Genomic DNA, 25,384 nt, shown 5'->3' with positions numbered 1-25,384 from the left:
CATGGCCGGCGCAGCCATGGGTTCTTCGATGGCGGCCGGGGGGCCGTCCGGATCAGCCGAGCTTGGCGGACATGTCGTACTGCTTGTAGATCAGCCCTACGCCACGGGCTGCCAGCCGGCGGATGACGGAGAACAGCCGCTCCACCTCCGCCTCGGCGAGCGCGGACGTCGGCTCGTCCAGCACCAGGATCCGCAGGGTGCCGTTCAGCACCTTGGCCACCTCGACGAGCTGCTGCTCTGCGATGCGGCAGTCGCGGACCAGCCGGCCCGGGGACAGGGTGAGGCCGAGGTCGGCCAGCAGCTCGGCGGTGCGGGCATGCATCGCCGCTCGGTCCAACGTGCCGCGTGCGGTGCGCAGTTCACGGCCGAGGAAGACGTTGTCGGACACGGACAGCTCGGGCGCCAGGTTGAGCTCCTGGTGGATCATCGCGACGCCATTGCGGACCTCCATGGTGCACAGGTGACGTAGTAGGAATCGGTTGCGGGCATCCCTGGCCGCGGGCCGGGGGACGCCTGCGTGTGAGCAGGACCGGGGCGGCCGACGAGTCCGTCAGCGGTCCGCGGGCCGGCGGGGCGTCGGCTGGTACGCCGCCTCGCGGATCGCCGGCTCGTCGAGGGACAGCGGGCCGATGCGTGCCATGGGTGGCCTCCGGTGATGCAGGGAGATCAACGAGGGAAATCGATTTCAGATGACCTCAGGGGCACACTCCTCCGACAACAGTATGGCCGTTCAGGAAGGGCTGCTGTGCAGCGACGGATAGCCCGGCGAGTCCTTGAAATCCTTTTCACAGGGAACGTAGGGTTTGGCCTCCGAGGGTGTCGAGAGTCCTACGGGTCGGGCAAGAGGTCGGAGGACCTATGACGACGATCAACGACGTGGCCCAGGCTGCCGGGGTGTCCCCCGCCACGGTCTCCCGGGTCCTGAACGGGGGCCGCGTCACGGCCGAGCGCGCCGAACGGGTCCGGCGCGCGGCGGCCGAACTGGGCTTCGCCCCCAACCGGGTCGCCCGTTCGCTGCGGATGCAGCGCAGCAGCCTCATCGGACTGATCATCCCGGACATCGAGAACCCGTTCTTCACGGCGCTGGCCCGAGGCGTCGAGGACGCCGCGCAGCAGACCAGCTTCTCGGTGGTGCTGTGCAACACCGACGGGAACGTCGACAAGGAACGGCGCTACCTGGACATCGCGATCGCCGAGCGGATGGCGGGCGTCATCGTGGCCGCCGCGTCCCGTGACCGTACCGACGTGTCGGCCCTGCAGAGCCGCGGCATACCGGTGGTCGCGGTGGACCGCCGCCCCCGCGGGGCCGGAGTGGACGCCGTACTGATGGACAACGAGGAGGGCAGCGCGGCCGCCACCGCACATCTGCTGGCCCGCGGCTACCGGCGGATCGCCTGCATCACCGGCCCGCAGGGCGCCTCCACCGCCGAGGAACGGCTTGCCGGCTACCGCAGGGCGCTCCAGAGGTTCCTCGGCGACGACCGGGGTGGTCCACGTCCGTCCGCTTCGGCGAAGGACCTGGATCTGGACCTGGATCTGGACCTGGATCTGGACCTGGACCTGGACCTGGACCTGGACCTGGACCTGGACCTGCTGCACGACTACACCCGGCACGCCGACTTCAAGGTCGAGGGCGGGTACGCCGCCATGGCCGATCTGCTCGCCTCGCCCCAGCGACCGGACGCCGTCTTCGCGACCAACAACCTGATGGCCGTCGGGGCGCTGCAGGCGATACGCGAGGCGGGTCTGGAGCCACCGGAGATCGGTGTGCTGTCGTTCGGCGAGGTGCCGTGGGCACCACAGGCGCGGGCCGGCCTGACCACGGTCCAGGTGCCCTCGTACGACCTGGGGTGGACGGCGGCCGGCCTGCTGCTGGACCGGATCGCCGGCAAGGAGCAGCCGCTGCGCACCGTGGTGCTGCGCTGTTCCCTCCAGATCGGGCAGACCACGGCGGGGCCGGTCGGCGTCCGCGGCTGAGGACGCTGATGTCAGGCGCTGCTGTCCGGCGCCGGCGGCCCGGTCGGACGCACCGAGGTCCGTGCCTCGGAAGGCGGCGGTCAGGCGAACGTCACGATCACCGAACGGGTCCGGGGACCCCGCCGCCCCCTCCCGGTGATCCACCGCGGTCCGCCGATCTGTGCTAGGGTTCCCGAGTTGCAGTTGTGGTACCCATGAACGTATGTGCGCCTGACAGGAATCCTGCAGGCGCATTGTTTGTTTCCGGCATCTCCGGATGGGGCCTCTGCCTACAGATCGGAGAAGGTCATGGCACAGGGAACCGTGAAGTGGTTCAACGCCGAAAAGGGTTTCGGCTTCATCGCGCAGGACGGCGGCGGCCCCGACGTCTTCGCCCACTACTCGAACATTCAGTCCCAGGGCTTCCGTGAGCTCCAGGAGGGCCAGCGGGTCTCCTTCGACGTCACGCAGGGCCAGAAGGGCCCGCAGGCGGAGAACATCGTCCCCGCCTGATCGCCGGACGCTTATCCGCTCACCGGGGTCCGCACCATCGCGGTGCGGACCCCGGTTTGTGCTGTTTCCAGGAAGGCAGACAACCGCATGGCCCGCAGGCCCCAGAAGCCCAACCGGCGCACCTCGTCACCCGCACCGTCCGCGTCGTCGCCGAGGGAATTCCGGCTACCGCAAAGCACGACACCCGCACTTCCCGCCGTCGAGGACTTCGCCGATCTGGACATGCCCGCGGAGCTGCTGAAGACCCTCACAGCGCAGGGCGTCACCGACCCCTTCCCCATCCAGGCCGCGACGCTGCCCAACTCGCTCGCCGGCCGTGATCTGCTGGGACGGGGACGCACCGGCTCGGGCAAGACTCTCGCGTTCGGGCTGGCGCTCCTGGCCCGCACGGCCGGACTGCGTGCGGAGCCGAAGGCACCCCTCGCCCTCGTGCTGGTGCCCACCCGCGAACTCGCCCAGCAGGTGACCGACGCGCTGACCCCCTACGCGACGGCGGTCGGCCTCCGGCTGGCCACCGTGGTCGGCGGGCTGTCGATCACCCAGCAGGCCGGCGCGCTCCGGCGCGGTGCCGAGGTGGTCGTGGCGACCCCGGGCAGGCTCAACGACCTTGTGGAGCGCGGCGACTGCGTGCTCGGCCAGGTACGCATCACCGTGCTGGACGAAGCCGACCAGATGACCGACATGGGTTTCCTGCCGCAGATCACGAAGGTGATCCAGCAGGTACGGCCCGACGGACAGCGCATGCTCTTCTCGGCCACCCTGGACCGCAACATCGACCGCCTGGTGCAGCGGTTCCTCACCGACCCCGTGGTGCACTCGGTGGACCCGTCCGCGGGGGCGGTGGCCACCATGGAGCACCACGTGCTCCACATCCTGGACGAGACCGACAAGAAGGCCGTCATCACGCGTATCGCGGCCCGTGACGGCCGGGTCATCCTCTTCCTCGACACCAAGAGGTCCGCCGACCGGCTCGCCAAGCGGCTCCTGGCCGTCGGTGTCCGCGCGGCGGCACTGCACGGAGGCCGCTCCCAGCCCCAGCGCAACCGCACCCTCGAACAGTTCAAGAACGGCCAGGTCACCGCCCTGGTGGCGACGAACGTCGCGGCCCGGGGCATACACGTCGACGACCTCGACCTCGTCGTGAACGTCGATCCCCCCACCGATCACAAGGACTACCTCCACCGGGGCGGCCGCACGGCCCGTGCCGGCGGGTCCGGCAGCGTGGTCACGCTGGTCCTGCCCGACCAGAAACGGGACGTCACCCGGCTCCTGTCGGACGCGGGCATCCGCCCCCGGACGGCCCGCATCAAGTCGAGCGACACGGAACTGGCCACCATCACCGGTGCCCGCGAGCCTTCCGGCGTGCCCGTCACCATCGAGGTCCCCCAGCCGGCGGCCCCGGCGGCGTCCCGCCCGGACCGGAAAGCCGGCGCCAAGCCCGGCAGGCGGGCCGGCCGCCGACGACGGAACGGCGGCGGGTCCGAAGCGGCGACAGGCACCGCCGCCAAGACGGGGAGCCGGGGCTCGGACCGCCGGTCCGCCACCGGGACCGCAGCGTCCGGTGACACCTCCGCAACCGGCGGGCGCGGCTCTGCCCGCCGTGCGGGAGGCACCGGGGCCAAGGGTGGCGCCGGCGCCACGGGCGGCCGCGGTTCCGACCGCCGCGCCGCGGCCGGCGCGGCGACCGGCACCTCGTCCGGCGACGATGCCCGCAGGTCCCGCGGACGAACGGCAGCCGGCGGAGCCACGGGCGGCACTGGCGGGACCGGCGGCCGGGGCTCCGACCGCAGGGGCGGCGACCGCAGGGGCGGCCGCCGTACCTCGGCTGCCTGATACCCCGACCGGATCCATTCGCCCTGCCGATCACCCCGCGCAGGCGAGCGTGGGCGGCGTGGTCCGCTTGAGGCCTCCACCTCGGCGGGCCACGCGCCCGATGCGGCAACCGAGTTGCGCCGCCGTCGCTCCATGAGCCCCCGGCTTGGGGAGCTTGAGGGGCTCAGCGCGGACAGAACGGCGGAGGCGAGATCCGCTCGTCGCGGTTTCGGCACACCTGCGGCAGCGGTACGAGCGCACGGGCCCCATATCGGTGACCCTTCGCAATGCGGCCGGTTCGATCCGGCCGTAGGCCGCGCCTGGCGGGCCTGGCCGCTGTCGCCGGCCACGCCTCGTGCGGAGTGGCCGGTGCGAGTGACACGGACCTGCGGACCGGACTCGTCGATCGACTCGACGCGGGTCGAGGTGAGGACGTCGAAAGGTCGCGCACTCCCTCTGCCGCGAGGACCTCGTCGTCGATGAACAGGTTGCCGGTGCACTCGTCGGCGGCGCGGGTGAGGATGGCGTGCGCGGCGTCGGCGACGATCTGCGGGGTGCGGGCGCGCTCGGCCCCGCCGATCACGTTGCGGACCGCCGCGGTGTCGATCAGAGTGCGCGGCCACAGCGACTTGGCGGGCTTCTTCGTTGGGGACGAAGAGATCGCGGGGAAAATCACCCAGCCAGGGGAGTACCAGGTCACGGGCCTGATTCAGTCAGCGGATCAGGCCCCTGACGGGCTTCTGGAGATCGTTTGGGGAAATCCAGCAGAAGATCTTGGTCGGGGTCTCCCAGCGGGCAACAACCGCACCCACCATGATCACCGCGTCACCGCATCCCTCTCATGTGCGCGCTCGTGAACGGGGTGCCACGCGCCCCCACGCGCCCCAGACCGTAGCGCCGGTCCGTCTCGGAAAACGGACTGAACACCAGAAGGCAGCCTTAGAGCTGAGATTGTTGCCCTTGGCATTGTTGGCAATGCAGCGCACCGGCGTTCAGATGGTACACACTGCACGCATACGCGCCTCCGTGCGCCCTTACGTGCACCCTCCATGCACCCCGCGCTCCCCTCCTACGGTCATGGAACAGCGAGGGCCGGAATGAAGTCCGACCCCGACGGGAGCAAGGTGCGGCAGATAGCCGCGCCGACCTGACGTCGGCCGGATCTGCCCGCCTTGGGGGATGGGGCGGTATGCGTGCCCGACGCAGGATCCATGACAGCTTCGAACAGGCAGTCCAAACCGCTGTGTCCGCGTTCGGAGCGGAGGTCACGCCGAAGCTGAGAGGCAGCGGGTGGCAGGAGGACCAGTTGCGGGGGCCGCTGGAGAACATGATCCGGTCCGTGTGCCGTGGCCTCGGTCTAGACGTCACCCTCATCGGCGAGGTTCCGCTCGTCGACATGGGGGCTCGCCCTGACTATGCGGTTCAGGTCGGCGGCGCTCTCGTCGGTTACATCGAGCTCAAGAAGCCGGGCACCCAGGCCGACCCGTCCGTCTATACAGGCCGCAACGCAGAACAGTGGGCGAAACTGCGGCTGCTCAACAACGTACTGCTCTGCGACGGGAACGAGTTCTCTGTCCACCAGCAGGGCCAGCAGGTCGGCGAAGTGGCCCACATGCGCGGCTCGGTCCTCACCTCCGGCGCCCGGCTTACTCCCGCCGACGGGGCGCTTGCGCGGGTGCTGTACGACTTCCTGACCTGGAAGCCGCAGACCCCCCGCACCACGAGCCAGCTCATCCGCGCAGTCGCCGGACTCTGCCAACTTCTGTCGGAAGAGGTCGGTGAGGCCATCGCTCAAGAAAAGAGCCGACGCCGTCTGCCAAGCTTTACAAAACTGGCCAAGGACTGGCGGCACTTGCTGTTCCCGGAGGCGACCGACGCCGAATTCGTCGAACAGTACGGTCAAGCCGTCGTGTTCGCCCTTCTGCTCGCTCGGGTGGAGGAGATCACCTTCGAGGGCGAGACCATGCACAGTATCGCCACGAAGCTGGGCAAGAAGCACTCGCTGATGGGCCAGGCCCTTGACGCCCTAGCCGGAGACTCGGTCGCTGGACTGTCCACCACGCTCAACACACTGCTCCGTGTCATCGGCGCGGTCAGATGGGACGTGCTGGACGACGGCACGGGCGACGCCTATTTCCTGCTCTATGAGCACTTCCTTCATATCTACGACCCTGAGCTGCGGATACGCACCGGCTCGTACTACACACCGCGTGGTGTCGTCTCGGCTATGGCCAGGCTGGTTGAGGACGTCCTGAGACGGGAGGGATTCCGTATTCCGTCCGGCTTCGCTTCTCCCGATGTGGTCCTTGTCGATCCGGCCATGGGCACCGGCACTTTCCTGCTGTCGGCACTGGAGCTCGCTGCCGAGACGATCGCCGAAGAAGAGGGCCCGGGCGCGGTGGGCCCGCGTCTGCGAGAGATGGTGGGGCGTCGGCTGGTCGGCTTCGAGATGCAGGTCGGTCCGTTCGCAGTCGCAGAACTGCGCATGCACGCCATGCTCAAGCAGTACGGGTCCGCGGCCCCCTCCCAGGGCCTCAGGCTGCTGGTGGCTGATGCCCTGGACAGCCCGACAGCCGAGTTCAACTGGATCCCCCACACCTACCGGGCGCTCGCCGAATCCCGCCGCCAGGCCAACCAGGTCAAGCGGGACGAGCGTGTCATGGTCGTCATGGGCAACCCGCCTCACGACGCCGTGAGTCGGGGCGCCGGCAAGTGGGTGGAACGAGGCGAGCCCGAGGCGGACATCCCCGCCCCGCTGGGGGCCTTCCGGCAACCTGGTAACGGCAGGTATGAGTCGAAGATCGCCAACCTCTACGTCTACTTCTGGCGCTGGGCCACCTGGAAGGTCTTCGACGCACACGACGACGCTCCATTCGGTGTCGTCGCCCTGATCACACCGAAGGCATGGCTCAAGGGGCGGGCGTTCGCCGGAATGCGGCGCTACCTGCGGGAAACCGCCGACGAGGGCTGGATCATCGACCTGTCGCCGGAGGGCCACCGCGCGGATGTCGCGACACGCATCTTCCCTGAGGTCGCTCAGGAGCTGTGCATCGCGATCTTTGTACGATGGCGGGACAGCACCAGGCGGCGGACAGACCGGCGGACCGCAAAGGTAAGACACCTCAAGGTCGGCGGGCGCCGCGACGAGAAGATCGAACGCCTGACGACCCTCAGGCTCGACGACCCCGAATGGCGCGAGTGCGCCACGGGCGGGACGGATGCCTTCCTGCCACCCGGCAGCGATCTGTGGGAATCCTGCCCGCAGTTGAGAGACCTGATGCCGTGGTCGTCCCGTGGCGTCACCCCGGGACGCATGTGGGTCTATGCACCGGACGAGGACACGCTCCACAAACGGTGGCGGCGCTTTGTCGCTGCGGACACCGAGCGGCGTGCCGAGATGCTCGGAAACTCGGGAGAGCGAACGCCTGATGACGATGTCCCGCCCCTGCCGGGGGTCGAATCTCATGGACGGACAACACTCGCCACCGAGCACAGGGTAAACGCTCAAACGGTGCGCATCGGATTCCGGTCGTTCGACCGGCAATATGTTCTGCCGGACAGCCGATTGATGGAACGCGGCAGAGCAGACCTCTGGCGAGTCCGTAGCGACCGCCAGATCTATACCATCGAGCAGAACGCCCACCCGGTGGTCAACGGGCCAGCACTGGTCTTCAGCGCCCTCATTCCCGACATGCACTACTTCAACAACCGCAGCGGTTGCGCCCGTCCGCTCTACCGCAACGCCGCCGGTACGCTGCCCAACGTCACGCCCGGTCTGCTCCCCCTGATCTCCGGGCAGCTCGGCGTACCGGTCGTCGCCGAAGACCTGCTGGCCTACATCGCCGCCATCGCGTCCCACCCGGAGTACACAGCTCGCTTCCAGGAAGACCTCGAAGTCCCGGGAGCCCGGATACCCCTCACCGCTGACCGTTACCTGTGGGAGCGGGCGGTTGCCATCGGCCAGCGAGTCCTGTGGCTGCACACCTACGGCGAGCGGTACGCCGATGAGACGGCCTGTAGGCCGTACGGCAGGGTGTTGCTACCACGCGACCGCCCCCGATGCGTCGCGGAGATTCCGGACCATGCGGAAGCCATGCCGGAGAAGCTGGCGTACGACCCTGTGACACAGGACTTGTGGGTCGGCAGTGGACGGATCAGTCCGGTGCCTCGCGCGGTCCGGGAGTACGAAGTGTCCGGGATGAACGTTCTCGACAAGTGGTTTGGCTACCGCCGAAAGAATCCCGCCGGCAAGCGGCGCCTCGAACTGGACCATGAGTTCGCTCGGCGCTGGCTTCCCTCATGGACCACGGAATTGCTGGAGCTGCTGAATGTCCTCGGCCTGCTCGTGCGCGAGGAGCCGGCACAGGCCGACCTCTTCAATGAGGTGTGCGCGGGCCCACTGATCACGGTGACGGACCTGACCACAGTGGGCATCCTTCCCGTGCCCACAGAGGCGACCAAGGCGTTGAGGGCGACATCGGATGCGGGCGACGCACTGTTCGACCTGTGAGTGAAGCAGCGGCTCGTCTTCGGTGTCAGGCCCGTGGCTCCGGCAGAACCTGCCTGTGTAAGGGGCGGGCAGCGGGACAACTCACTGCGCTGCCCCCTCAGGTTCATCAGCCGCGGACGGGTGGACGTACCTGCCCTCGTTGAACGGCGTGAACCACGCCTTGAACGCCATCGGTGCGACGCCGAGAGCCGCTCCGACGGCGCTCTCGTCGACGCCGTCCATGGAGTCGTCGTAGAGCCACTCGTGGTCCATGTCCTCGTAGACGTTGTTCGTGAACGCGTCGAGAGCAGCCGAGACGCCGTCGTTGAGCAGTCCGAAGGTCTCCAGGGTCCCGTTCGTCGCATTCAGCAGCAGCCTCAAGGCGAGTTCCTCGGCGACGCAGCTCAGCTGCTGGAAGCTGCCGTCCGTGAAGCGGGTGGTCCCTGCTCGGCCCGACGGGCACCGATCTGCGGGACGCGGCGCCGCTGCTGGAGACCGAGCACACCGTGTGGCAGGCCCTGCCGGGCCCCGCCGGGCACCGGCCCTCGGGGCTGGACCTCGACGCGTACCTGGTGCCGTGGACCGACGACGTGCGAGCCTGCGGCCTGCGGGTACGGGCCGTCCTGGGACTGGGTCCCGGCGGTCTGTTCGCGGGCGTGATCGCCGCGGCCGTCGCCCGGCTGCAGGGACGGTCCCCCGCGGTGCTACTGCCCGAGGCCACCCTCGGCGAACCGGTCGCCGAGCAGTTCCGCCGTCTGGTCGCGGGCGTCTCCCGGCAGCGCCGGCGCCACGATCCCGGCGTCCTCGACTCGGCCGCCGGCCTCACCCTGGCGGTCCTCGACCTGACCGCCGTCAGCCTCTCCGCCCTCGCCGCGGCCCGCCCCCGGGACCGTCCGCCGGCCCGGCGCATCAGCCCCCTCGCCCAGCCGGTACCCACCGAGCACCGGTGACCACCGGGCGCACGCCGGACGCGACAGGTCGCGGTCAGCGCGCACGTGACCAGGGACGGCGGCGCCCCCGGTGCCGGGGCGGGTTGTGGCCCCGGCACCGCGCCCGCCATATCACCCCTCGTCGCGCAGCCGGGTCGCCAGGGAGGTCAGCGGCTCGCTCTCCTCGGTGTGGCCCAGGGCGGTGAGGCGGGAGACCGCCGCGTCGAGGCGGGTGAGGGCGGGGGTGGTGCGTTCCAGGTACACGCCCTCCACGACACCCGCGAGCCGGACGCACTCGGCCCACTCGCCGGCGTGGTCCTCGTCGGGTCCCGGTTCGCCGAGCAGGGTGAGGGCCTTGTCCAGGGCTGCCAGGGCGGTCTCGTACTCACCGGCGTAGGCGCCCACCCGTCCGTGTTCGTAGGCCAGGGCACTGTCCAGGGAGCGGCCGCGGGCCTCGTACCCCGCGGCGCGGGCCTCGTCGGCGATCCTGCCCGCGTCGGCGAGGAAGGCGAGGGCGTCGGACAGGCCCTCGGCACCCTGTTGCTGGGCCTGAAGGCGGGCGAGTTCGCGCAGGCAGTTGCTGAGCTGCTCGTAGCGCGGGGCCCGGACGTGGGCGGCGAGGGCCTGGTCCGCCGCCTCACGGGCCCGGCCGAACTCGCCGGACTCGGCGAGGAGTACGGCGGTCTCCGCGGCGATCATGGCGTGGCTCCCGGGGTCGTCGTCCCAGCCGGCCGACTCGGCCGCGAGGGCGGCGAACTCCGCCGTGGCGGCCTTGAGGTCCTCGCCCGCGTGCAGCGCGCGGGCGCGGGTCAGCCGCAGTTGGGCGACGAGCCGGTCGTCCTGCTCTCCGGCGGCGACGTCCGGTTCGGCCAGGAGGGAGTCGAGCAGGGCGATGCAGTCCTCGACGCGGCCCAGGTCGAGACTGAGCCGGGCCGCGTTGCTGTAGGTGCAGAACGCGTCCGTCCGGCTGCCGTGGCGCAGTTCCAGCTCCGCGGAGCGCGTCAGGTTCCGCAGTGCCTCGTCGGGACGGCCCAGGTACATGCAGGCCTGGGCCAGATCACCGTGGAGGCGGGCGGTGTCGATCGTGTCGGCCGGCCAGTCGGCGGCCAGTCGCAGGCTCTCGGTGAGGTCCGCGTGCGCCGCCTGCGCGTCCTTCAGGCCGAGCTGGATCCGGCCGCGCAGGCCGAGCGTGCGGGGCAGGTGCCAGGCGGGGCCGTTCGCCTTCAGCCGGTCGAGGAGGGCGTCGATCTCCGTGGCCGCGGCGGGCAGATCGCCGGAGAGGGCGTACGTGCTGGCCCGCAGCAGCAGGGCGCCGGAGACCTGTCCGGCGATGTCGTGCCGGGTGGCGAAGTCGAGCAGCAGGTCCACCTCGGCGAAGACCGGCGCGATGTGCTCCTCGTTCCTCGACGTCTGCAGCCGCAGGCCGAGCGCGGTCGCCCGCAGCCGCAGCAGCCGGGCCTCCTGGTACGGGGCGAGGCCGGGGGTCTGCTCGTGCAGCCGGACGAGGGCCGCGTGGGCGGCCGTCAGCGCGGCGGCCTTCGCCTCGGCCTCGCCGGCACTCTCCCCGGGGATCTCGGCCGCGGGGAGCAGCGCGCAGGCGCGGGCGAGCACCGCGTCACCCGGCGCTCCGGCCTCGTCGTACAGGCGCGCGGCCTCCTCGTACAGGGCGGCGGCCTTCTCGAACTCGTCCTTCTCGCCCGCCCGGCGCGCCTCGTCGGCCAGCAGGTCCGCACGCAGCCGTACGAGCGGTCCCACGGCCGGGTCGTCGGGGTGGGCGTAGTCGGGGACGGCGACGAGCGTGCGCAGCCGTGCCCAGCAGGCCGTCGCGTCCGGATGCCCCTGCTCCTCCGACGCCCGTGCCCGGACGACGAGTTCGGGCAGCGACTCGGGGACGGCGGCGGCGGTGCGGGGGGCGGGCGCGGCAGCCGGGGCGGCCGGGGCCACGTCGTCGAGGCCGCGGGTGCGCAGGGTCAGTTCCAGTGCGTCCAGGAGGGGGGCGCGGTCGAGGCGGGCCCTGCGCCGGTCGGTGTGGGCCGTGGTCGCGTTGCGGGCGTCGAAGCGGGCGGCGAGGTCGTCGGCGCGGCCACGGACCTCGGCGCGCAGGCCGGCCACCGTCCAGGTGCGGCCCGCGTATCCGGCGGCGGGCAGTTCGCCGTGGCCGAGGGATTCGACGCGCTGGAGGAGGACCTCCACGCCGGTGAGGAAGCCGAGCTGGTCCAGCGGCGAGTCGACTTCGTCGAACAGGCTCCGGTTCTCTGCAAGGAGTTCCAGGCCGCGTGCCTCGTTGCCGGTCAGCGCGCAGAACTCCAGGTGCCGGCCGACCTCGCCGGACATCGAGGGGTCGCGGCGGCAGGCCCGGTAGCCGGCGAGGTGCAGTTCGCGGGCCCGGTCGGCGTGGCCGGTGCGCAGCAGGGGCAGCAGTGCGTAGGAGACGGAGCGGGCGGGCTCCTCCCGGCAGGACTCCTTCCCGGCCAGGACGGGCTGCCAGGTGGCGAGGGCCCGCTCGTCGTCGCCCGCCGCGAGGTGGTACAGGGCGCGTTCGCAGGTCTCGCAGGCCTCGCAGTCGCTGAGTCTGGTGCGGGTGCGGCCCGCCCACAGCTCGTAGGCGAGGTCGGTGTCCTCGCCGACGTGGGCGGCGAGCTGGTACGCCTGCCCGTAGTACGGCTGCAGGCCGAGGCCGGCCCTCTCGTACCGGTCGCGCATCTCCGCCGACCACTGGCGCAGGCTGGCCAGCGGTATCTCGGGCAGCTGGCGCAGGGCGTTGGCCACCCACTTGAACCGCCAGAACAGCGAGTGGCGCAGGCGCTCGTCGAAGACGTCCGGCTGCTCGTCGAAGAGGGTGAGCAGACGGGCGAAGACGACGGGCGACTTCCTGGGTTCGGAGCCGTAGGTGTACGCCTCCTGGAGTTCGAGGAGCGCGTGGACGAGCGGGAGGGGCTCCGCGAACTGCTCGGCGGCGTCGGCCAGTTCCTCGGCGGTGACGGTGCGGGTACGACCGTAGGGGCGCCGGTCGTTCTCCTGGAGTGCCTGGTACAGCTCGTCGGTGGTCTGGGGTGCGGTCGGCATCGTCAGCTGTCCTTGCGGAGGGCGTGGGCGAGAAGGTCGAGGAAGGAGCGGTTGATGAGGCTCGATTCGGCGGGCCTGAGCGGACGCCGCGACAGCATCGCGGCCTGCCCGTAGAGGGCTTCGGCGCTGGTGCGGGCCAGTTCGGGTTCGTCGATGGTGACGGCCGTACGGACCAGCGGATTGAGCTGGTTGAGGATCAGCTGGGCCCGCGGGGCCTCCTGACGCAGGTGGCCGAGGATGTCGCCCCACAGGCCTCCCTGCTGCTCACGGGCGAGCCGGGAACGGGTGCGCTCGTGCCGGGCCTCGCGGCTGTCGAGGAGGAGGGCGGGGGCGGAGGCGGGCTGGAAGGTGCGCAGCGCGACGTCGCAGTCGAAGACGGCGAGGGCGTCGCGGGCCTGGGCGAGGTAGGCCGTGGCGGCCAGTTCCGTCTCCCGGTCGACGGGGTCGAGGTGGGCGGTGAGCGTGGCCGGGTCGAGGTCGGCGACGCTGGCCTCCGGCCTGATCTCCGGCAGCCGGTGGACCAGTTCACGGTCGTAGGTGTAGCCGCCGTTGACGACGCCGAGCCCGGCGGCCGAGGCGATCGCCGCGACCTGCCGGAACTCCTCCACGCTGGAGGTCACGAGCACGGTGCGGTGGGTGCGCGCGAACTCGTCGAGGGTGCAGTGTCCGTCGGTGGTCTCGAACGGCAGCCACGGCAGCAGCATCCGCAGGATCTCGTCGTCGTGCACCGCGAGCGACTTCACGGCCAGGTGGTGGGCCTGGAGGAAGCGGCCGAGGAGGTCGGGGTCGCCGGCGGCGGTCCGGGCGATCCACGCGCGCAGCCGTTCGGCGAGGGCGTCACGGACCGCGGCGAGGGTGTCGTCCTCGTACAGGGACTCGCGGGACGCCGTCGGGCGCAGGCTCTCGGCGTCGACCACGCAGCGGACGAAGAAGGCCCACTCGGGCAGGATCTCCTCGGCCTGCTCGGACAGCAGCATGCCCTTGACGTGCACGCGGTGGCCGTGCCGGCGCCCGGCCGGCACCGTCTCGGGCAGCACGCACGCGATGCCCTTCAGGCCCACGGCCGGCAGGTCCAGTTCGATGGTGTCCAGCGGCGTGAACCCGAAGACCTCCTCGCCGTACGCGGCGAGCGCGCGGGAGCGGGTGCCCGGCGTGGGGTACGTACGCGCCCACGGTGCGGGCTCGGGATTGACGGATGCGCCCGGGCCACCCGTGCCGTCGCCGAAGGTCACCGGGTGGCGCAGCAGGGAGCCGAAGTGCCGGGCCAGCGCGTGCACCTCGGCCGGCCGGGTCCACTCGCCCGCGTCGGCGCGCGGCGTCAGTGTGACGGTGGTACCGGGTCGGGGACGGGCGGAGGCGGGCAGGGCACGGACGGTGTAGCTGCCGTCACCGCGTCCCCGCCACTCCACGACGGGGGCGTCGGGGGTGCGGGCGGATCGGCTCAGGACATGGATCTCGTCCGCGACCAGGAAGCAGGAGAGCAGGCCGATGCCGAACTGGCCGATGAAGTCGCCGCGTTGCTCGGCGATCCGCTCTGCACGCTTGCTGCTGCGGCCGATCGTGGCGAGGAAGCTGTGCACATCGGCCTCGGTGAGACCGACGCCGTCGTCCTCGACCCGGACCACCGAGCCGTCGGCGTACAGGCGGATACCGAAGGCGTCGGCGGGGGCGGCCGGTTCGAGGCCGTGCCGTGCGGTCAGCGCGTCCACCGCGTTCTGCAGGAGTTCGCGCAGATAGACGCGGGGGCTGGAGTAGAGGTGGTGGGAGAGGAGGTCGACGAGGCCGCGCAGGTCCACCTGGAAGGTGCGGTCGGCGCCGGCCGGGCTCGAAGGGGTGTCGGAAAGAGTCATCGGGCAGTCCGGGGTGGGGTGATCGAGGAGTGGCAGGCGGGGTGGCGGGCTCAGGCTGTACGCCGGAAACGGGCGTACATCTTCTCCGGCTGTGCCATGTACTTCCATGGCCACGAGGTGTAGGCGCCGTCCAGCTCGTGGAAGACGCGCGGGGCCACGATGCTCTCGGAAGACAGCGCCAGGGCCATGGCGAACATGTTGAAGTCCTCCTGCCAGCCCGGGCGTCGCTCGTAGGCGGGGTGGAGGATGCTGTGTCTGGCCGCGGCCCTCAACTCCTCCTGGACGCCAGGTGTGTCGAGGCAGTCCTTGCGGTCCGACTCCACCCACTCCTCGATATGGGCCATGGCGATCACACAGCCGAGACGATGGCCCTCGGGCGCCCCGGCGAACGCCTCACGGGCGAACGCCAGGGCCTCGCCGGGCTCGCCGCCCCAACGGGGCTGCAACTGCGACACCCACTCGATGTGGGTCTCCAGGTCCAGCGGGTCGCGGCGCAGGGCGGCGTCGCGCCGGGTCTCGTTGACGGCGAGGCCCAGGGACATGCCGCGGCCGGAGGTGAGGAGGCGGCGCCATGGTGTGACCCATTCCGGCCGCAGCTCGGTGGCCTCGAACAGGTGCTCCTCGGCGATGTGGAGCCGGTCGTGGAAGACCCGCCACTGCTCCTGCGTGACGTCCACGGCACGCGCGCTGGTGCGCGCCTCCCAGCCCCAGATGATGTGGCGCGCCCCGGATATCAGCAGGGCCGTCGCCCGGTGCTCCGCATCCTCCGCGACGGCCCGGCCGATCCAGTCCTGCACACCGTCCAGGTCGGCCAGCTCACCGAGGACCTGATGGTCGCGGCCTAGATCGAAGGGGGCCAGCGTCGCCTTGACCGCCCCCCAGTCACCCGCCTCGGCCGCCTCCACCAGGGCGAGCACCCGCGCGTCCCCGAGCGCGTGCAGCGTGTACATCCCGTTCTTCTGCTTGTTCGGGACGGGAAGGGCGTGCGGATCCGCCGCCGGTCTCTCCGCACCCCTGCCGAACAGCTTGCCCCACATGCCGCGCCCTCCCCAGGTTCCGCGTGATCGTCCAGTGATCGTCCGGTGCAGCATAAGCGGCCCCACCGACACCGCTTCCACAGGGTTTCCGGCGGTGCTTCACGGCTTGGTCCCATCTCGCGCCCGTGCCGCTTCCCGGCCGACAACGCGACAGGGAAGCGGCACAGGGGGACGTGTACCGGCATGGACGCCCCGAGGAGGCGACTGCGGTCGGGAGGTTAGCCCGCGGGAATGATTCACCGGCGCCGCAGGGTGAACCGTGCACGGCGGCTCCGCGTCGACGGCGGGCCTCGGCGCTGGGCCGTTAGCGTCGGCTCCTGTGCCGCTGAGCTATGCATTCGTGAACCTCAAACCCGGTGTGGGGAAGACGACCAGCGCCGTCTGGTTGGCCCACGCGCTGCACGCGTCGGGCCTGTCGCCGTTGCTCGTGGACAGCGACCCCGCCTCTTCCGCGCTGCGCTGGAGCGAACTGGCGGGCGGCTTTCCGTTCCCCGTGCTCTCCCTTCCCGTGGGCGACGTACACCGGCGGGTGAACGACTTTCTCGACAACCGACGGGCCGTGGTGTTCGACGCCCCGCAGCTGGAGGACCACGCCCACATCGCCCGGGGCGTCATGCGCTACGCGAGCGAGTGGATCGTGCCCGTGACCCCGGCCCCGATCGAACTGGACCGCATGGCGCCCATCGACCGCGAAATGGACGACATGCAGTCCCTGCGCTCCCACCCGGCCCGTACCGCCGTCCTGCTGAACCGCACGAACCGCCCCGACGCCACGCGTACGGGTCCCGATGCCGACGCCCGCGAAGCCCTCACGGAGCGGGGTTTCGACGTGTTGTCCACGCATGTCCCACGTCTCGACCTGTACTCCCAGTCCTTCGGCAGACCCGTCGAGGTGAAGGGCACGGCGTACATGGATCTCGCAGCGGAGCTCATCGACCGTCAGGACAGGGCATGAACCAGCGCAAGGACACCTATCGAGCCGCACTGCAGCGTCGGCCGGACACGACAGGCCACGCTTCCGCTCCCACCAAAGTGACTCGGCTGGACACCCGCTACCTCAAGGTGACCATCGAAGTGGACCTCTCCTTCGCGCGTGACCTCACCGGCTGGGCCGGACAACCGCTGTCCGCGCTCGTGCGCGCCGGCGAGGCGGTCCTGCGACCGCTGCGACAGGACCAGTAGGCCGGCCGGGCATCGCTCACGCACCTACACAAGGAAGGAGTCCGGAGATTGAAGCTTCGGCGCAATAGCGGGGCGTTCACCCTGGCGGTCGGCTCGGCGCTGGCTTCCGGTGTCCTCGTCCTGGCGGCCTGCGGCTCGGGCGGCGGCTCCCGGACCTCGGGGAGAGCGTCCGCGGCTGCCTCCCCCGCCGCCACGGCTGCCATCGGCGTGGCGTGCGGCCAGTCGGCCACCGTACCGGCCTCCGGCTCGACCGCGCAGGAGTTCGCGATGCGGTTCTGGATCAAGAACTACATGCGAGCCTGCCCCGGTACCCGGATCACCTACGACGGCAACGGCTCCGGAGCCGGCCAGAACGACTTCCTCAAGGGTGCAACCGCCTTCGCCGGTTCCGACTCCGCACTGAGCGCCGCCCAGATCACCCGGTCCAAGAGTGTCTGCTCCCACGGCGGTCACGCCGTCCACCTGCCCGCGGTCGGCGCACCGATCGCCATCGCCTACAACCTGCCGGGGGTCAGCAAGCTGGTCCTGGACGCCCCCACCCTCGCCAGGATCTTCGACTCGCAGATCACGAAGTGGAACGATCCGGCGATCGCGAAGCTCAACCCCGGCACCAGGCTGCCGGCGACACCGATCCAGGCCTCGCACCGCTCGGATTCCTCCGGCACCACGGACAACTTCACCTCCTACCTCAGCGCGGCCGACCCGAGCGCCTGGCCGTACGGGCACAACAAGGAGTGGGCGGCCAAGGGCGGCCAGTCCGCCAAGGGTTCCACGGGCCTCGCCGAACAGGTGAAGAAGACCGTGGGCGCCATCGGCTACGTCGAGCTGACGCATGCGATCGCCCGGAACATTCCCACGGTGTCGATCGCGACCGGCGCCTCGGCTCCGGTCGCGTCCAGTGTCCTCACGGCGTCCAAGGCGATCGCCGATGCCAAGATCGCCGGCACCGGTGACGACGACCTCGTGCTCCAACTCGACTACACGACCAAGGCACCGGGCGCCTACCCCATCGACATGGTCACGTACGAGATCGTCTGCGACAAGGGCAACGAGCCCGCCACCTGGTCCGCCACCAAGGCGTTCCTGACGTACATCACCGACGCGCAGGGCCAGCAGGACCTGAGCTTCCAGGGCTACGCGACGCTCCCGGCCACCATCGTGAACAAGGTACGCAGCAAGATCAGCAACCTGTCCTGAGCCCACGGGATGACGCCCTACACCCGGCGGAGTAGTCACGATGGCTCCCCACGCAGGACGACCACGGGTGTGCCATGGGCGATGCTGTGAGGCGTGACAGCTGATCTTCGCCGAGCCGGAGCCGGAACGGGAGACGGGGATGGAGATGGAAACGGAGACGGAGACGGAGCGGGAGCGGGAGCCGGGGGCGCCGCTCCGGCATCCGCTCCGCCGTCGCTCCCTGCCGAGCACCCGCACCCGCCACGCCGCTCCCGGCTGCGCCGGTGGCTCAGGCGCGCCGCGCTGGGCTGTGCCCTCCTGCTGACGGTCGTCACAGCGGCCTCGTTCGTCTACAACGCCGTCACGGCCGGACGCGCCGCGCCGCCACGGGGACTCAGGTACGTGCAGGCCGCCGACATCCGCACGCGCTACCAGACCTGGGGTACGGCGGGCCCGCCGGTCGTCCTGGTGCACGGCGCCTTCGAATCCGTGGACACCTGGTCGCGCCTTGCGCCGCTGCTCGCCCGCGACCACCGGGTGTATGCCCTCGACCTCACGGGCGACGGATACAGCGAGCGCCACGGCCCGTACACCGTCAACCATTTCACCCGGCAGCTCCTGGGCTTCCTGGACGCCATGCACCTCGGCGGTCCGGGCCAGCGCCCGCTGCTGGTGGGGCACTCCAGCGGAGCCGCCGTGGTCACCGAGGCGGCGTTGCGCGCCCCCGGCCGGCTGGGGGGTGTGATGCTCCTCGACGGCGACGCCCTCGACACGGGTGCCGGGCCGCCGCCGGCCTTCAAGTACGTGCTGATCGACCCGTATCGCACCAGCCTGCTGCGGCTCGGGCTCGGCATCGACGCGCTGGTCCGCAGCCTGTACGACGCACAGTGCGGGCCTTCCTGTCCGCGGCTGGACGCCGCGGGCCTGGACCAGTGGCGGCGCCCGCTCCGGGTGCCGGGTGCGGAGAGCGCGCTCTGGAGCATGCTGGCCGCCGGGGTGCCGGGTCTGCCGGCGGACCAGGTGGCCCGGCTCGCCGGGGTGCGCCTGCCCAAGTCGGTGGTGTTCGGTGCGCAGGACGACGTGTTCACCCGGCAGACGCCGCAGGAGACCGCCCGGCGCATCGGCGCCCCGCCCGCGACGCTCATCCCGGGCGCCCGGCACCTGACGATGATCTCCAGCCCCGAGGCGGTCGCGACGGCCGTGGACAGACTCACGGCGGCATCGGTCGCGGCATCCCGGTGACTCCGTCGCCACCCCGGTTCCCCGGTCGGTCACGACGTCGGCGCACGGCGACAGTCCCGGCCCGCCCGATCGGTCGGTGAACCCGGCCAACCACGCCTGACAGCAAGGCGGAAAGAGTGAGTGCGGGCCGGAACGCCGTATCCCCGGCCCGCACCGACCAGTACCCTGTTCGCCACTGTGCGTGAGGATCTGCCGACGCTACGCGGGGGAACAGGACGGATGAGTGTCCGGGAAGTGAGGCCTCGGGGCCGGCAGCCGGTGCGGGCCGAGGACGAGGACGAGCAGCGGCGGCTGTCGGTGTTCCACCTCGTCGGCCTGGCGGCCGGCGGCATGATCGGTTCCGGCTGGCTGCTGGGCGCGGACGACGCGTTCCGCCGTGCCGGTTCGGACGCCTACCTGGCCTGGGTGTTCGGCGGCCTGCTCATGCTGCTGATCGCCGCGGTCATGGTCGAGTTGGGCACCGTCGCCCCCAAGACCGGCGGGTTGATATTCCTGCCGCTGCAGAGCAGCGGCGCGCTGGTGGCGACGGTGGTCGCGGCCGGCCTGTGGATGTTCTACGCGATCAACCTCGCCAGTGAGGCCGTCGCGATGACGAGGGGCCTGTCCTGGAAGGTCCACGGGCTCCTGGACTCCTCCCAGGCGCTCACCCTCAAGGGCTGGGGCTACGCGCTGGTGTTCATGGCGGCGATCTCCGCGGTGAACCTGGTGGCGCCGCGGATCTTCTTCAGGATCAACTCCTGGCTGACGGTGGTGAAGGTCGTCATCCCTGTCCTGACCGTCGCGCTGCTGATCACGGCCGGCTTCGGCCACCACAGTCCCCACCCGAGTGGCAGCGGCCCCGGAAAAGGCGCCGGCGCCGCCCTGGCCGCGGTCGTCGGCAGCGGCGTGATCTTCGCCTACGTCGGCTTCCAGGGACCGCTGGACTTCGCCGGGAACATCAAGCGGTGGGGGCGGGGAATCGGCGAGGCGGCCCGGCTGCGCAGGGCGGTCTTCGGAACGATCAGCGGGGCGATGGTCCTGTACATATCGCTCCAGGTCGTGTTCACGAAGTACCAGGCGTCCTACTGGAGTCCGGCCGGCAACGAGCCCTCTCCCTACGCCCAGTTCGCCTTCGCCCTCTCCCTGTGGTGGCTCGGCTGGCTGCTCAGGATCGGCGCCGTGCTCTCCCCCATGGGTGCCGGACTCGTCTTCGCCCATGCGCTCACCCGCGAGGTGGCGGCGCTCAGCCGGGCCCATCTCACCCACCGCGGGCTGCAGACCGCCCGCAAGGCGTCGCTGAAGCGGCGGTACGACGTGTACTGGCTGGTCCTGGTCGTCGACTTCTTCGTCGCGAGCGTCGCGCTACTGGCGGTCGGCGGCAGCTGGAGCTCCCTCGTCGCGATCACCGGAGTCCTGACCCTGGTCGTCTACGCCGTCCCGGGCGTCGTCCTCGTGTCGCTCCGCGACCACCTGACCGGCTGGTCCCGCCTGCGGCGCGGCGTCCGCGAGGTCCTGGCGCGGGCCGGTTTCGCCCTGATCGCACTGATCCTCTACGGGGCGGGCTGGGCCCCCCTGTGGCGGGGCATGGCGACCCTCACGATGGGCTGTGCCCTGCTGCTGTGCCTGCCGATCGTCGCCCGCCGGCTGCCCGCCTTCGGCCGGATGTACGACGCCAAGGTGCACGTGACACAGTTACGGCACTGGCGCACCAGCCCCGTCGCCCAGGCCGCGCTCTGGCTGCTCGGTCATCTCGCGGTGCTGACGCTGCTGACCCTGCTGGGCGATTCCTCGGTCGGTGTCCTCCCCAAGCTCCTCGGGGGCTTCCTGGCCGTCGCCGCGGCGCTGGCGGCGTTCGAGGGCCTGGTCGCCGCGTCCAGACGCCACATGGCCGACGTGGCGCCCATGCTCCCGGTTCCGGGCACCGGCGGGCCCGCCGCGGCCGCTAGCGCAGTGAACGAATGACCTCCGTGGCCTCCGCCTCGAACCCCCTGCCACGCAGTTCCTCGACCGCCTCCTCCCGACGGTTCGCGTCGGACCAGCGACCCACCGTGGCACGGAGCAGGAAATGCCTGTCCGCTTCCTCCATCGCGCCGGTGCGCAGCCGGTCGACGACCAGCGCCACGTCCTGCGGGGTGACGCGCTGCTCGTTCTCCAGGCATCGTTCGAGCAGGTCCCAGCCGTCGCGGGGCAGCGCCGCGCCGTACAGGCAGGCGGCGATCTCGGCGATGACCGCGCCCGAGCCCCGGAGCACCCCGACGGGGTCGGAGGGGTCCGCCAGTTCCTTGCAGGCCAGGTCGACGGCCTCGGCGCGGCCGCGGCCCCGCAGCCCTCTGACGTACTCGACGAACAGCCCGGCGTCGGCGCCCTGTTCGAGGACGCGCACGGCCAGTCGCTGGGCGATCGTCTGCGCCACGCGGTTGCGGTCCCTCGGCCGCTCGATCCTGACCAGCAGACCGGCCAGATCGGTTCCTGAGCGGCCGTCGGTGTGCGCCGCGGCGGCGATGCGCAGCAGCCTCCTGCATTCCGGCTGGGCGTTGAAGTTGCCCAGGACCGTGTCCAGGTAGTCGAGTTCCACCGGCGAACGCGGCCCGTCCGCTCGCGCCGTCCCCCTTGCCACGATGTCGGCGAGCAGGTCCTTGGTCGTCCTGGTGAGAGCCTCCGAGCGGTGCCAGGCGATGACGATCTCCGCCAGGTGCTCCACGTTGTCGCGCGACGCGGCGTGCTCGCGGATCAGCACGCACTTCTCGAAGGCCCCCTGCCGGGCCAACTGGCCGCAGATCTCCGCGATGTCATGCTGGGACAGCCGTCGGCCGACATGCTCCACGAGGGTGTCGGGGCCGTCGGTCCGGGTGGCGATCAGATGGGCCACGATCCGTCGCGTCTCGGGTACGTGATCCGGGATCCGCAACTGTGCGTCGACCCACTCCTCCAGGATCCGCTCGGAGGGACTGAGCTGGTGGAGGGCGCCGGCGAGATCCTGGAACTCCCGGGGAACGGTGTACGAGGCCTGCGACGGCACGTGCACGTTCTCGGTGATCGCGACGAGGGTCTGGCGGAGAAGCTCGGCGGCCTCCTCCCCGCACTTCTCGTCACGCAGCGCGATGTAGAGGAGGGCCTTGTCGAGATTGGTCCGCCCCGAACTCGGTGTGGTGAACACGCGCAGCGTCTTGTCCACCAGTTCGCTCTTTCCGGCGCCCCGGCACTCCCGGACGAAGACGGCGACGTCGAGCACCGTCCGCTGGCAGGCGATGTCATGGATGACGCCGTCCGTCAGCCGCGGGTGCGCACCCTCGCTCGCACGCTCGGCATCCCACTGCCGGATGGCGAGTTCCGCGGCGTGAATGATGTTCCGGCTCAGCGCCGCCGTGGCCACCATGTTGACGGCGTCCCGGTAGTCGAAACTCACCGCGCATTCGATGAGCCGGTCGATGGTGCTGAGCATGGCGAACGCGTGCAGGGCCCTGATCGCGTTGGCGGGCCGGGGCCGCTCGCTGCTCTCGGTGACGGGCCGCTCGCCCTCCCGCATGGCCTGCATGCGCTCCTTGAAGGCGGCGACCGAGCACTTGGTCACCCATTCGTAGCCGAAGCTCCACGGCTCCGCCGCACCGTCTCCCGCCGGACGTTCCGCCCCGCCGGAGCCCGCGGCCTGCTGGCCCCCCGTCATACGCGCAGTGCCTTCTCCACCTGGTTCCAGTAGCGGGCGAAGGCGTGGGGCGAGCTGAACGTCTGGTTGGCCCTGACGTCGATGTGCCGCGCGAGATGCCGGCCGGCCTCATCCGGCCTGGCGCTGAGCAGGGCGACCACGTCGCCGGTCTTCCGCTCGTCCTTCAGCAGTTCGTCGAGGCCGGAGTCCCGGTCCATCATCAACGTCTTGACCCAGTCCGCGGGCTCGACCGGGAGTTGCGGGACCGGGTCGCGCTTCTTGAGCTCCATCTGGTTGGTGAAGAGCGGGGTGCCGTCACGGGCGTCGTTGAGCGACATCCTCGGTACCTGGTGCTGGGCGCCAGTGCAGTTCTCCATCTCCTTCTTCACCGCCTCCCGCAGGAGGCCGATGGTGAGCTGGTGATTGTGGTCCCTCGTGCCATCCTGCAGTATGTGCAGCAGATGCCCGCTGAACGGTGTGCACTTCGAGAGGTTCCCCGGCAGGGCTGAACAGCCGTCAGCAGGTGCGAAACTGGCGTTCTTGACGGCCGTGAAGACACAGGTGCCCTCGTCCAGCGCGCCGAGAACTCCGGGCAGGACGGGCTCCTCCCCCAGCTGAGGCAGCAGGTTCGAGTAACAGCAGTCGGCGATCAGGACCTTCAGCCTGGCCCTGGCCTTGCGCATGACACGGTAGACATACCAACTGGAGAGCCACGTCCACGGCTTGTCCCGGTGGGACGAGCCCAGGGAGAAATGGACCTGCGCGCCGGGAACGTCACTCCAGTACTGACCGTGACCGACATACACCACCAGGAAGATGTCGTCGGGCCCGGTCTCGTCCGCAGCCTCCTGCAGCGCCCTCATCACGCCGTCAGCCGTGCGGACCTCGTCCTCGGTCAGGACGCGGCAGCAGTCGGCACCCCACATGTCGTCGCCGGCGAGAACCTCGCCGTACATACGCGCGCTCTCACCGATCGGCGGATGGCTGTCCATCCCCGAGCCGACGGCGTACCTCGCCGGTCCTATCACCACCGCACGGGACGCCATCTCAGCCGTCCAGCCCTTGCGCCGTCGGCTCCGCCGCGGAGTCGGGTACGGACTCGGTGCCGACCGAGGTCTCGGGCGGATCCAGCCGCTCACCGCGCCAGCGCTCGACAACCCCCTTCACGGCGTCCACCGCGGCCGACACGGCCATCTCGGTCGCCTTGCCGACCACGGTCACGAGGACGATCTCGACGATGCCGCCGGTCAGCACCTTGCCCTTGTCGACCGCCTGCGCACCCCAGGACAGACCGGTCTGCGCCTCCAGCTCCTCGAGCATCCGGCCCGGATCGTCCAGACCGGTCAGCCCCTTGACGGTCACCGAGATCCTCGTCGCCATGCCAACGCCCCCGCCTCGAGCTCAAGTCCACCACCAGGACACCGAAACCGGTTCCGCGGTTCCCCGCGTCAACGCCCATACCAGCGTACTCACCGAGGCAAGCGCCCCTGGCCCGATCGGCGTGCCTCGGCCACGGCCCGCGTACCGGCCTCGGCGCTGCGCCGCCACGCGCCGAGGCCCCCCAGAGGCTGCCTGGCCCGAGGAGTCGTGAAGCCGTGAAGGCCTGAGGGGGTGGCGGATCAAGCGGTCCTGCCACCCCACCGGGTGTCGACGCGCTCCCAGTCCAGCGCCCACTGCCTCATACGACGCCGGTCCAGCAGGGCACGTGCGGCCCACGCGGAACCCCAGGCCACACCTCCGGTGACGGCGGCGGCACCCACGCCGGCGAAGGAAGACCTCACAGCCGCATCGGACTCCGCCGCAGGCTGGGAGACCAGGTCACCTCGCGCATTCACCCATACCGGCACCCGCGTCCCCGCACGGGTGTGAGCGGCCACCGTGGTCCGGCCGGTGCGCGTGCCGCCATCGGGCGTCGTCCAGCGGACCGTCGCACTGGCCCTGCTCACGTCCGCGTGACCGGGCACCGCGTCCCTGGCGTGCTCCAGGAGGACCGCCACGACCTCCCGGCGACCCGAACGCTCCTCCTCGAAGCCCTGGTCCGCCACCATCGCGGCCAACACGCCCGCGGTCGCGCCGCCCAGCACCCCCACGACCCACGCGAGGAGCAGCAGCCACGCCTCGACGAGGTCGCTGGTCCGTCGAAGCGGACTGCGCCTGAACCGCCACAGCCTCGCACGGAGCGATCTCCCTCGAACCGGTCTCGTCACCACGAGCCCACACCCCCTTACGAGCACGAGCGCCTGTTTCCAGTGTCCTCCGGAACGTTGAAGTTCTCCCCTCCTTTCGCAAGCTCAGGAAGGGGATTCCCGTCTACCTTGCGGTGACAGGCTTGACGGTTCTGGCCGCCCTGCGACCGCGCCTTCCGGCGGCCGGGACCTCCACACTGATGTGGCCGATCCGTACAGGTGCAAGATGTTCCGGGCTGCGTTCCAGTCGGCGTTGCCCTGGAAGTCGCAGTCGGGGTTCTTGCATATGAACGTGGCCTGGTCTTCTCTGCTGCCGGGGAGGGT

20 protein-coding genes are annotated in these 25,384 nt (G+C 70.7%); 10 read left to right on the top strand and 10 right to left on the bottom strand.

Going from position 1 to position 25,384, the window contains the following annotated elements; all coding sequences use genetic code 11:
- Positions 1 to 52: 52 nt before the first annotated feature.
- Positions 53 to 451 carry an ATP-binding cassette domain-containing protein gene (locus tag SRB17_RS07110; protein ID WP_153535995.1) on the bottom strand — a complete coding sequence of 133 codons (399 nt, stop codon included), beginning with the start codon at positions 449 to 451 and terminating at the stop codon, positions 53 to 55.
- 407 nt (positions 452 to 858) lie between these two features.
- Here SRB17_RS07110 and SRB17_RS07105 point away from each other — a divergent pair, with 407 nt between their 5' ends.
- From SRB17_RS07105 to SRB17_RS07095, 3 genes are all read left to right on the top strand, one after another.
- Entirely contained in the window at positions 859 to 1,977 is a 1,119-nt protein-coding gene (locus SRB17_RS07105; protein ID WP_153535993.1) for a LacI family DNA-binding transcriptional regulator, read from the top strand.
- A 288-nt stretch (positions 1,978 to 2,265) separates the two neighbouring features.
- A complete protein-coding gene (locus tag SRB17_RS07100) occupies positions 2,266 to 2,469 on the top strand; it encodes a cold-shock protein (protein ID WP_153535991.1) in 204 nt (67 codons plus the stop codon).
- Positions 2,470 to 2,556: 87 nt separating this feature from the next.
- Positions 2,557 to 4,302 (top strand): DEAD/DEAH box helicase, encoded by a 1,746-nt coding sequence (locus SRB17_RS07095; protein ID WP_153535989.1) that lies wholly within the window; start codon positions 2,557 to 2,559, stop codon positions 4,300 to 4,302.
- 163 nt (positions 4,303 to 4,465) lie between these two features.
- Here SRB17_RS07095 and SRB17_RS46015 read toward each other — a convergent pair whose 3' ends face one another.
- Positions 4,466 to 4,957: a hypothetical protein gene (locus tag SRB17_RS46015; RefSeq protein ID WP_228395919.1), complete on the bottom strand. Its 492-nt coding sequence runs from the start codon at positions 4,955 to 4,957 to the stop codon at positions 4,466 to 4,468.
- Between the two features lie 513 nt (positions 4,958 to 5,470).
- Here SRB17_RS46015 and SRB17_RS07085 point away from each other — a divergent pair.
- Positions 5,471 to 8,791 (top strand): type ISP restriction/modification enzyme, encoded by a 3,321-nt coding sequence (locus SRB17_RS07085; RefSeq protein ID WP_153535987.1) that lies wholly within the window; start codon positions 5,471 to 5,473, stop codon positions 8,789 to 8,791.
- A gap of 81 nt (positions 8,792 to 8,872) precedes the next feature.
- On the opposite strand, the gene SRB17_RS07080 is transcribed toward SRB17_RS07085, so the two are convergent.
- On the bottom strand, positions 8,873 to 9,151 hold the full coding sequence (locus tag SRB17_RS07080; protein ID WP_228395918.1) for a hypothetical protein: 279 nt from the start codon (positions 9,149 to 9,151) through the stop codon (positions 8,873 to 8,875).
- Positions 9,152 to 9,276: 125 nt separating this feature from the next.
- Between SRB17_RS07080 and SRB17_RS07075 the strand changes: the two genes are divergently transcribed.
- Positions 9,277 to 9,720, top strand: coding sequence for a hypothetical protein (locus SRB17_RS07075; RefSeq protein ID WP_153535985.1), 444 nt, complete (start codon positions 9,277 to 9,279; stop codon positions 9,718 to 9,720).
- Positions 9,721 to 9,831: 111 nt separating this feature from the next.
- Here the strand turns inward: SRB17_RS07075 and SRB17_RS07070 are convergent, their stop codons facing one another.
- Genes SRB17_RS07070 through SRB17_RS07060 form a run of 3 tightly spaced genes read right to left on the bottom strand, consistent with a single transcriptional unit; the run spans position 9,832 to position 15,652 of the window.
- Positions 9,832 to 12,765: a hypothetical protein gene (locus tag SRB17_RS07070; protein WP_153535983.1), complete on the bottom strand. Its 2,934-nt coding sequence runs from the start codon at positions 12,763 to 12,765 to the stop codon at positions 9,832 to 9,834.
- A gap of 2 nt (positions 12,766 to 12,767) precedes the next feature.
- On the bottom strand, positions 12,768 to 14,615 hold the full coding sequence (locus tag SRB17_RS07065; protein ID WP_153535982.1) for an HSP90 family protein: 1,848 nt from the start codon (positions 14,613 to 14,615) through the stop codon (positions 12,768 to 12,770).
- A 50-nt stretch (positions 14,616 to 14,665) separates the two neighbouring features.
- Complete coding sequence (locus SRB17_RS07060) at positions 14,666 to 15,652, bottom strand: hypothetical protein (RefSeq protein WP_153535980.1); 987 nt, start codon at positions 15,650 to 15,652, stop codon at positions 14,666 to 14,668.
- Positions 15,653 to 15,971: 319 nt separating this feature from the next.
- Between SRB17_RS07060 and SRB17_RS47495 the strand changes: the two genes are divergently transcribed.
- The 5 genes from SRB17_RS47495 to SRB17_RS07035 all read left to right on the top strand — a co-directional run bounded on the left by SRB17_RS47495 (position 15,972) and on the right by SRB17_RS07035 (position 21,193).
- Positions 15,972 to 16,607, top strand: a complete 636-nt coding sequence (locus tag SRB17_RS47495; RefSeq protein WP_323375121.1) for a ParA family protein — start codon at positions 15,972 to 15,974, stop codon at positions 16,605 to 16,607.
- Positions 16,604 to 16,834, top strand: a complete 231-nt coding sequence (locus tag SRB17_RS07050; RefSeq protein WP_153535979.1) for a hypothetical protein — start codon at positions 16,604 to 16,606, stop codon at positions 16,832 to 16,834. Before SRB17_RS47495 ends, SRB17_RS07050 begins: the two co-directional genes overlap by 4 nt.
- Before the next feature lie 48 nt (positions 16,835 to 16,882).
- On the top strand, positions 16,883 to 18,031 hold the full coding sequence (gene pstS / locus SRB17_RS07045) for a phosphate ABC transporter substrate-binding protein PstS (RefSeq protein WP_153535978.1): 1,149 nt from the start codon (positions 16,883 to 16,885) through the stop codon (positions 18,029 to 18,031).
- Between the two features lie 381 nt (positions 18,032 to 18,412).
- A complete protein-coding gene (locus SRB17_RS07040) occupies positions 18,413 to 19,252 on the top strand; it encodes an alpha/beta hydrolase (RefSeq protein ID WP_323375120.1) in 840 nt (279 codons plus the stop codon).
- Between the two features lie 219 nt (positions 19,253 to 19,471).
- Positions 19,472 to 21,193, top strand: a complete 1,722-nt coding sequence (locus tag SRB17_RS07035; RefSeq protein ID WP_153535977.1) for an APC family permease — start codon at positions 19,472 to 19,474, stop codon at positions 21,191 to 21,193.
- Here SRB17_RS07035 and SRB17_RS07030 read toward each other — a convergent pair.
- The 4 genes from SRB17_RS07030 to SRB17_RS07015 all read right to left on the bottom strand — a co-directional run bounded on the left by SRB17_RS07030 (position 21,174) and on the right by SRB17_RS07015 (position 25,084).
- Positions 21,174 to 22,895: a hypothetical protein gene (locus SRB17_RS07030; protein ID WP_153535976.1), complete on the bottom strand. Its 1,722-nt coding sequence runs from the start codon at positions 22,893 to 22,895 to the stop codon at positions 21,174 to 21,176. The two genes, SRB17_RS07035 and SRB17_RS07030, sit on opposite strands and share 20 nt — an antisense overlap.
- On the bottom strand, positions 22,892 to 23,920 hold the full coding sequence (locus SRB17_RS07025) for a caspase family protein (protein ID WP_153535975.1): 1,029 nt from the start codon (positions 23,918 to 23,920) through the stop codon (positions 22,892 to 22,894). The genes SRB17_RS07030 and SRB17_RS07025 overlap by 4 nt, the downstream gene beginning before the upstream one ends.
- Position 23,921: 1 nt before the next feature.
- Positions 23,922 to 24,254: a hypothetical protein gene (locus SRB17_RS07020; protein WP_153535974.1), complete on the bottom strand. Its 333-nt coding sequence runs from the start codon at positions 24,252 to 24,254 to the stop codon at positions 23,922 to 23,924.
- Between the two features lie 239 nt (positions 24,255 to 24,493).
- Positions 24,494 to 25,084 (bottom strand): hypothetical protein, encoded by a 591-nt coding sequence (locus SRB17_RS07015; RefSeq protein ID WP_153535973.1) that lies wholly within the window; start codon positions 25,082 to 25,084, stop codon positions 24,494 to 24,496.
- Positions 25,085 to 25,384 lie beyond the last annotated feature (300 nt).

This window comes from Streptomyces sp. RB17, assembly GCF_009604455.1.
Classification (GTDB): Bacteria; Actinomycetota; Actinomycetes; order Streptomycetales; family Streptomycetaceae; genus Streptomyces.
Note: the sequence above shows the minus strand (reverse complement) of the source record. Positions and strands in the feature narration are given on the sequence as shown.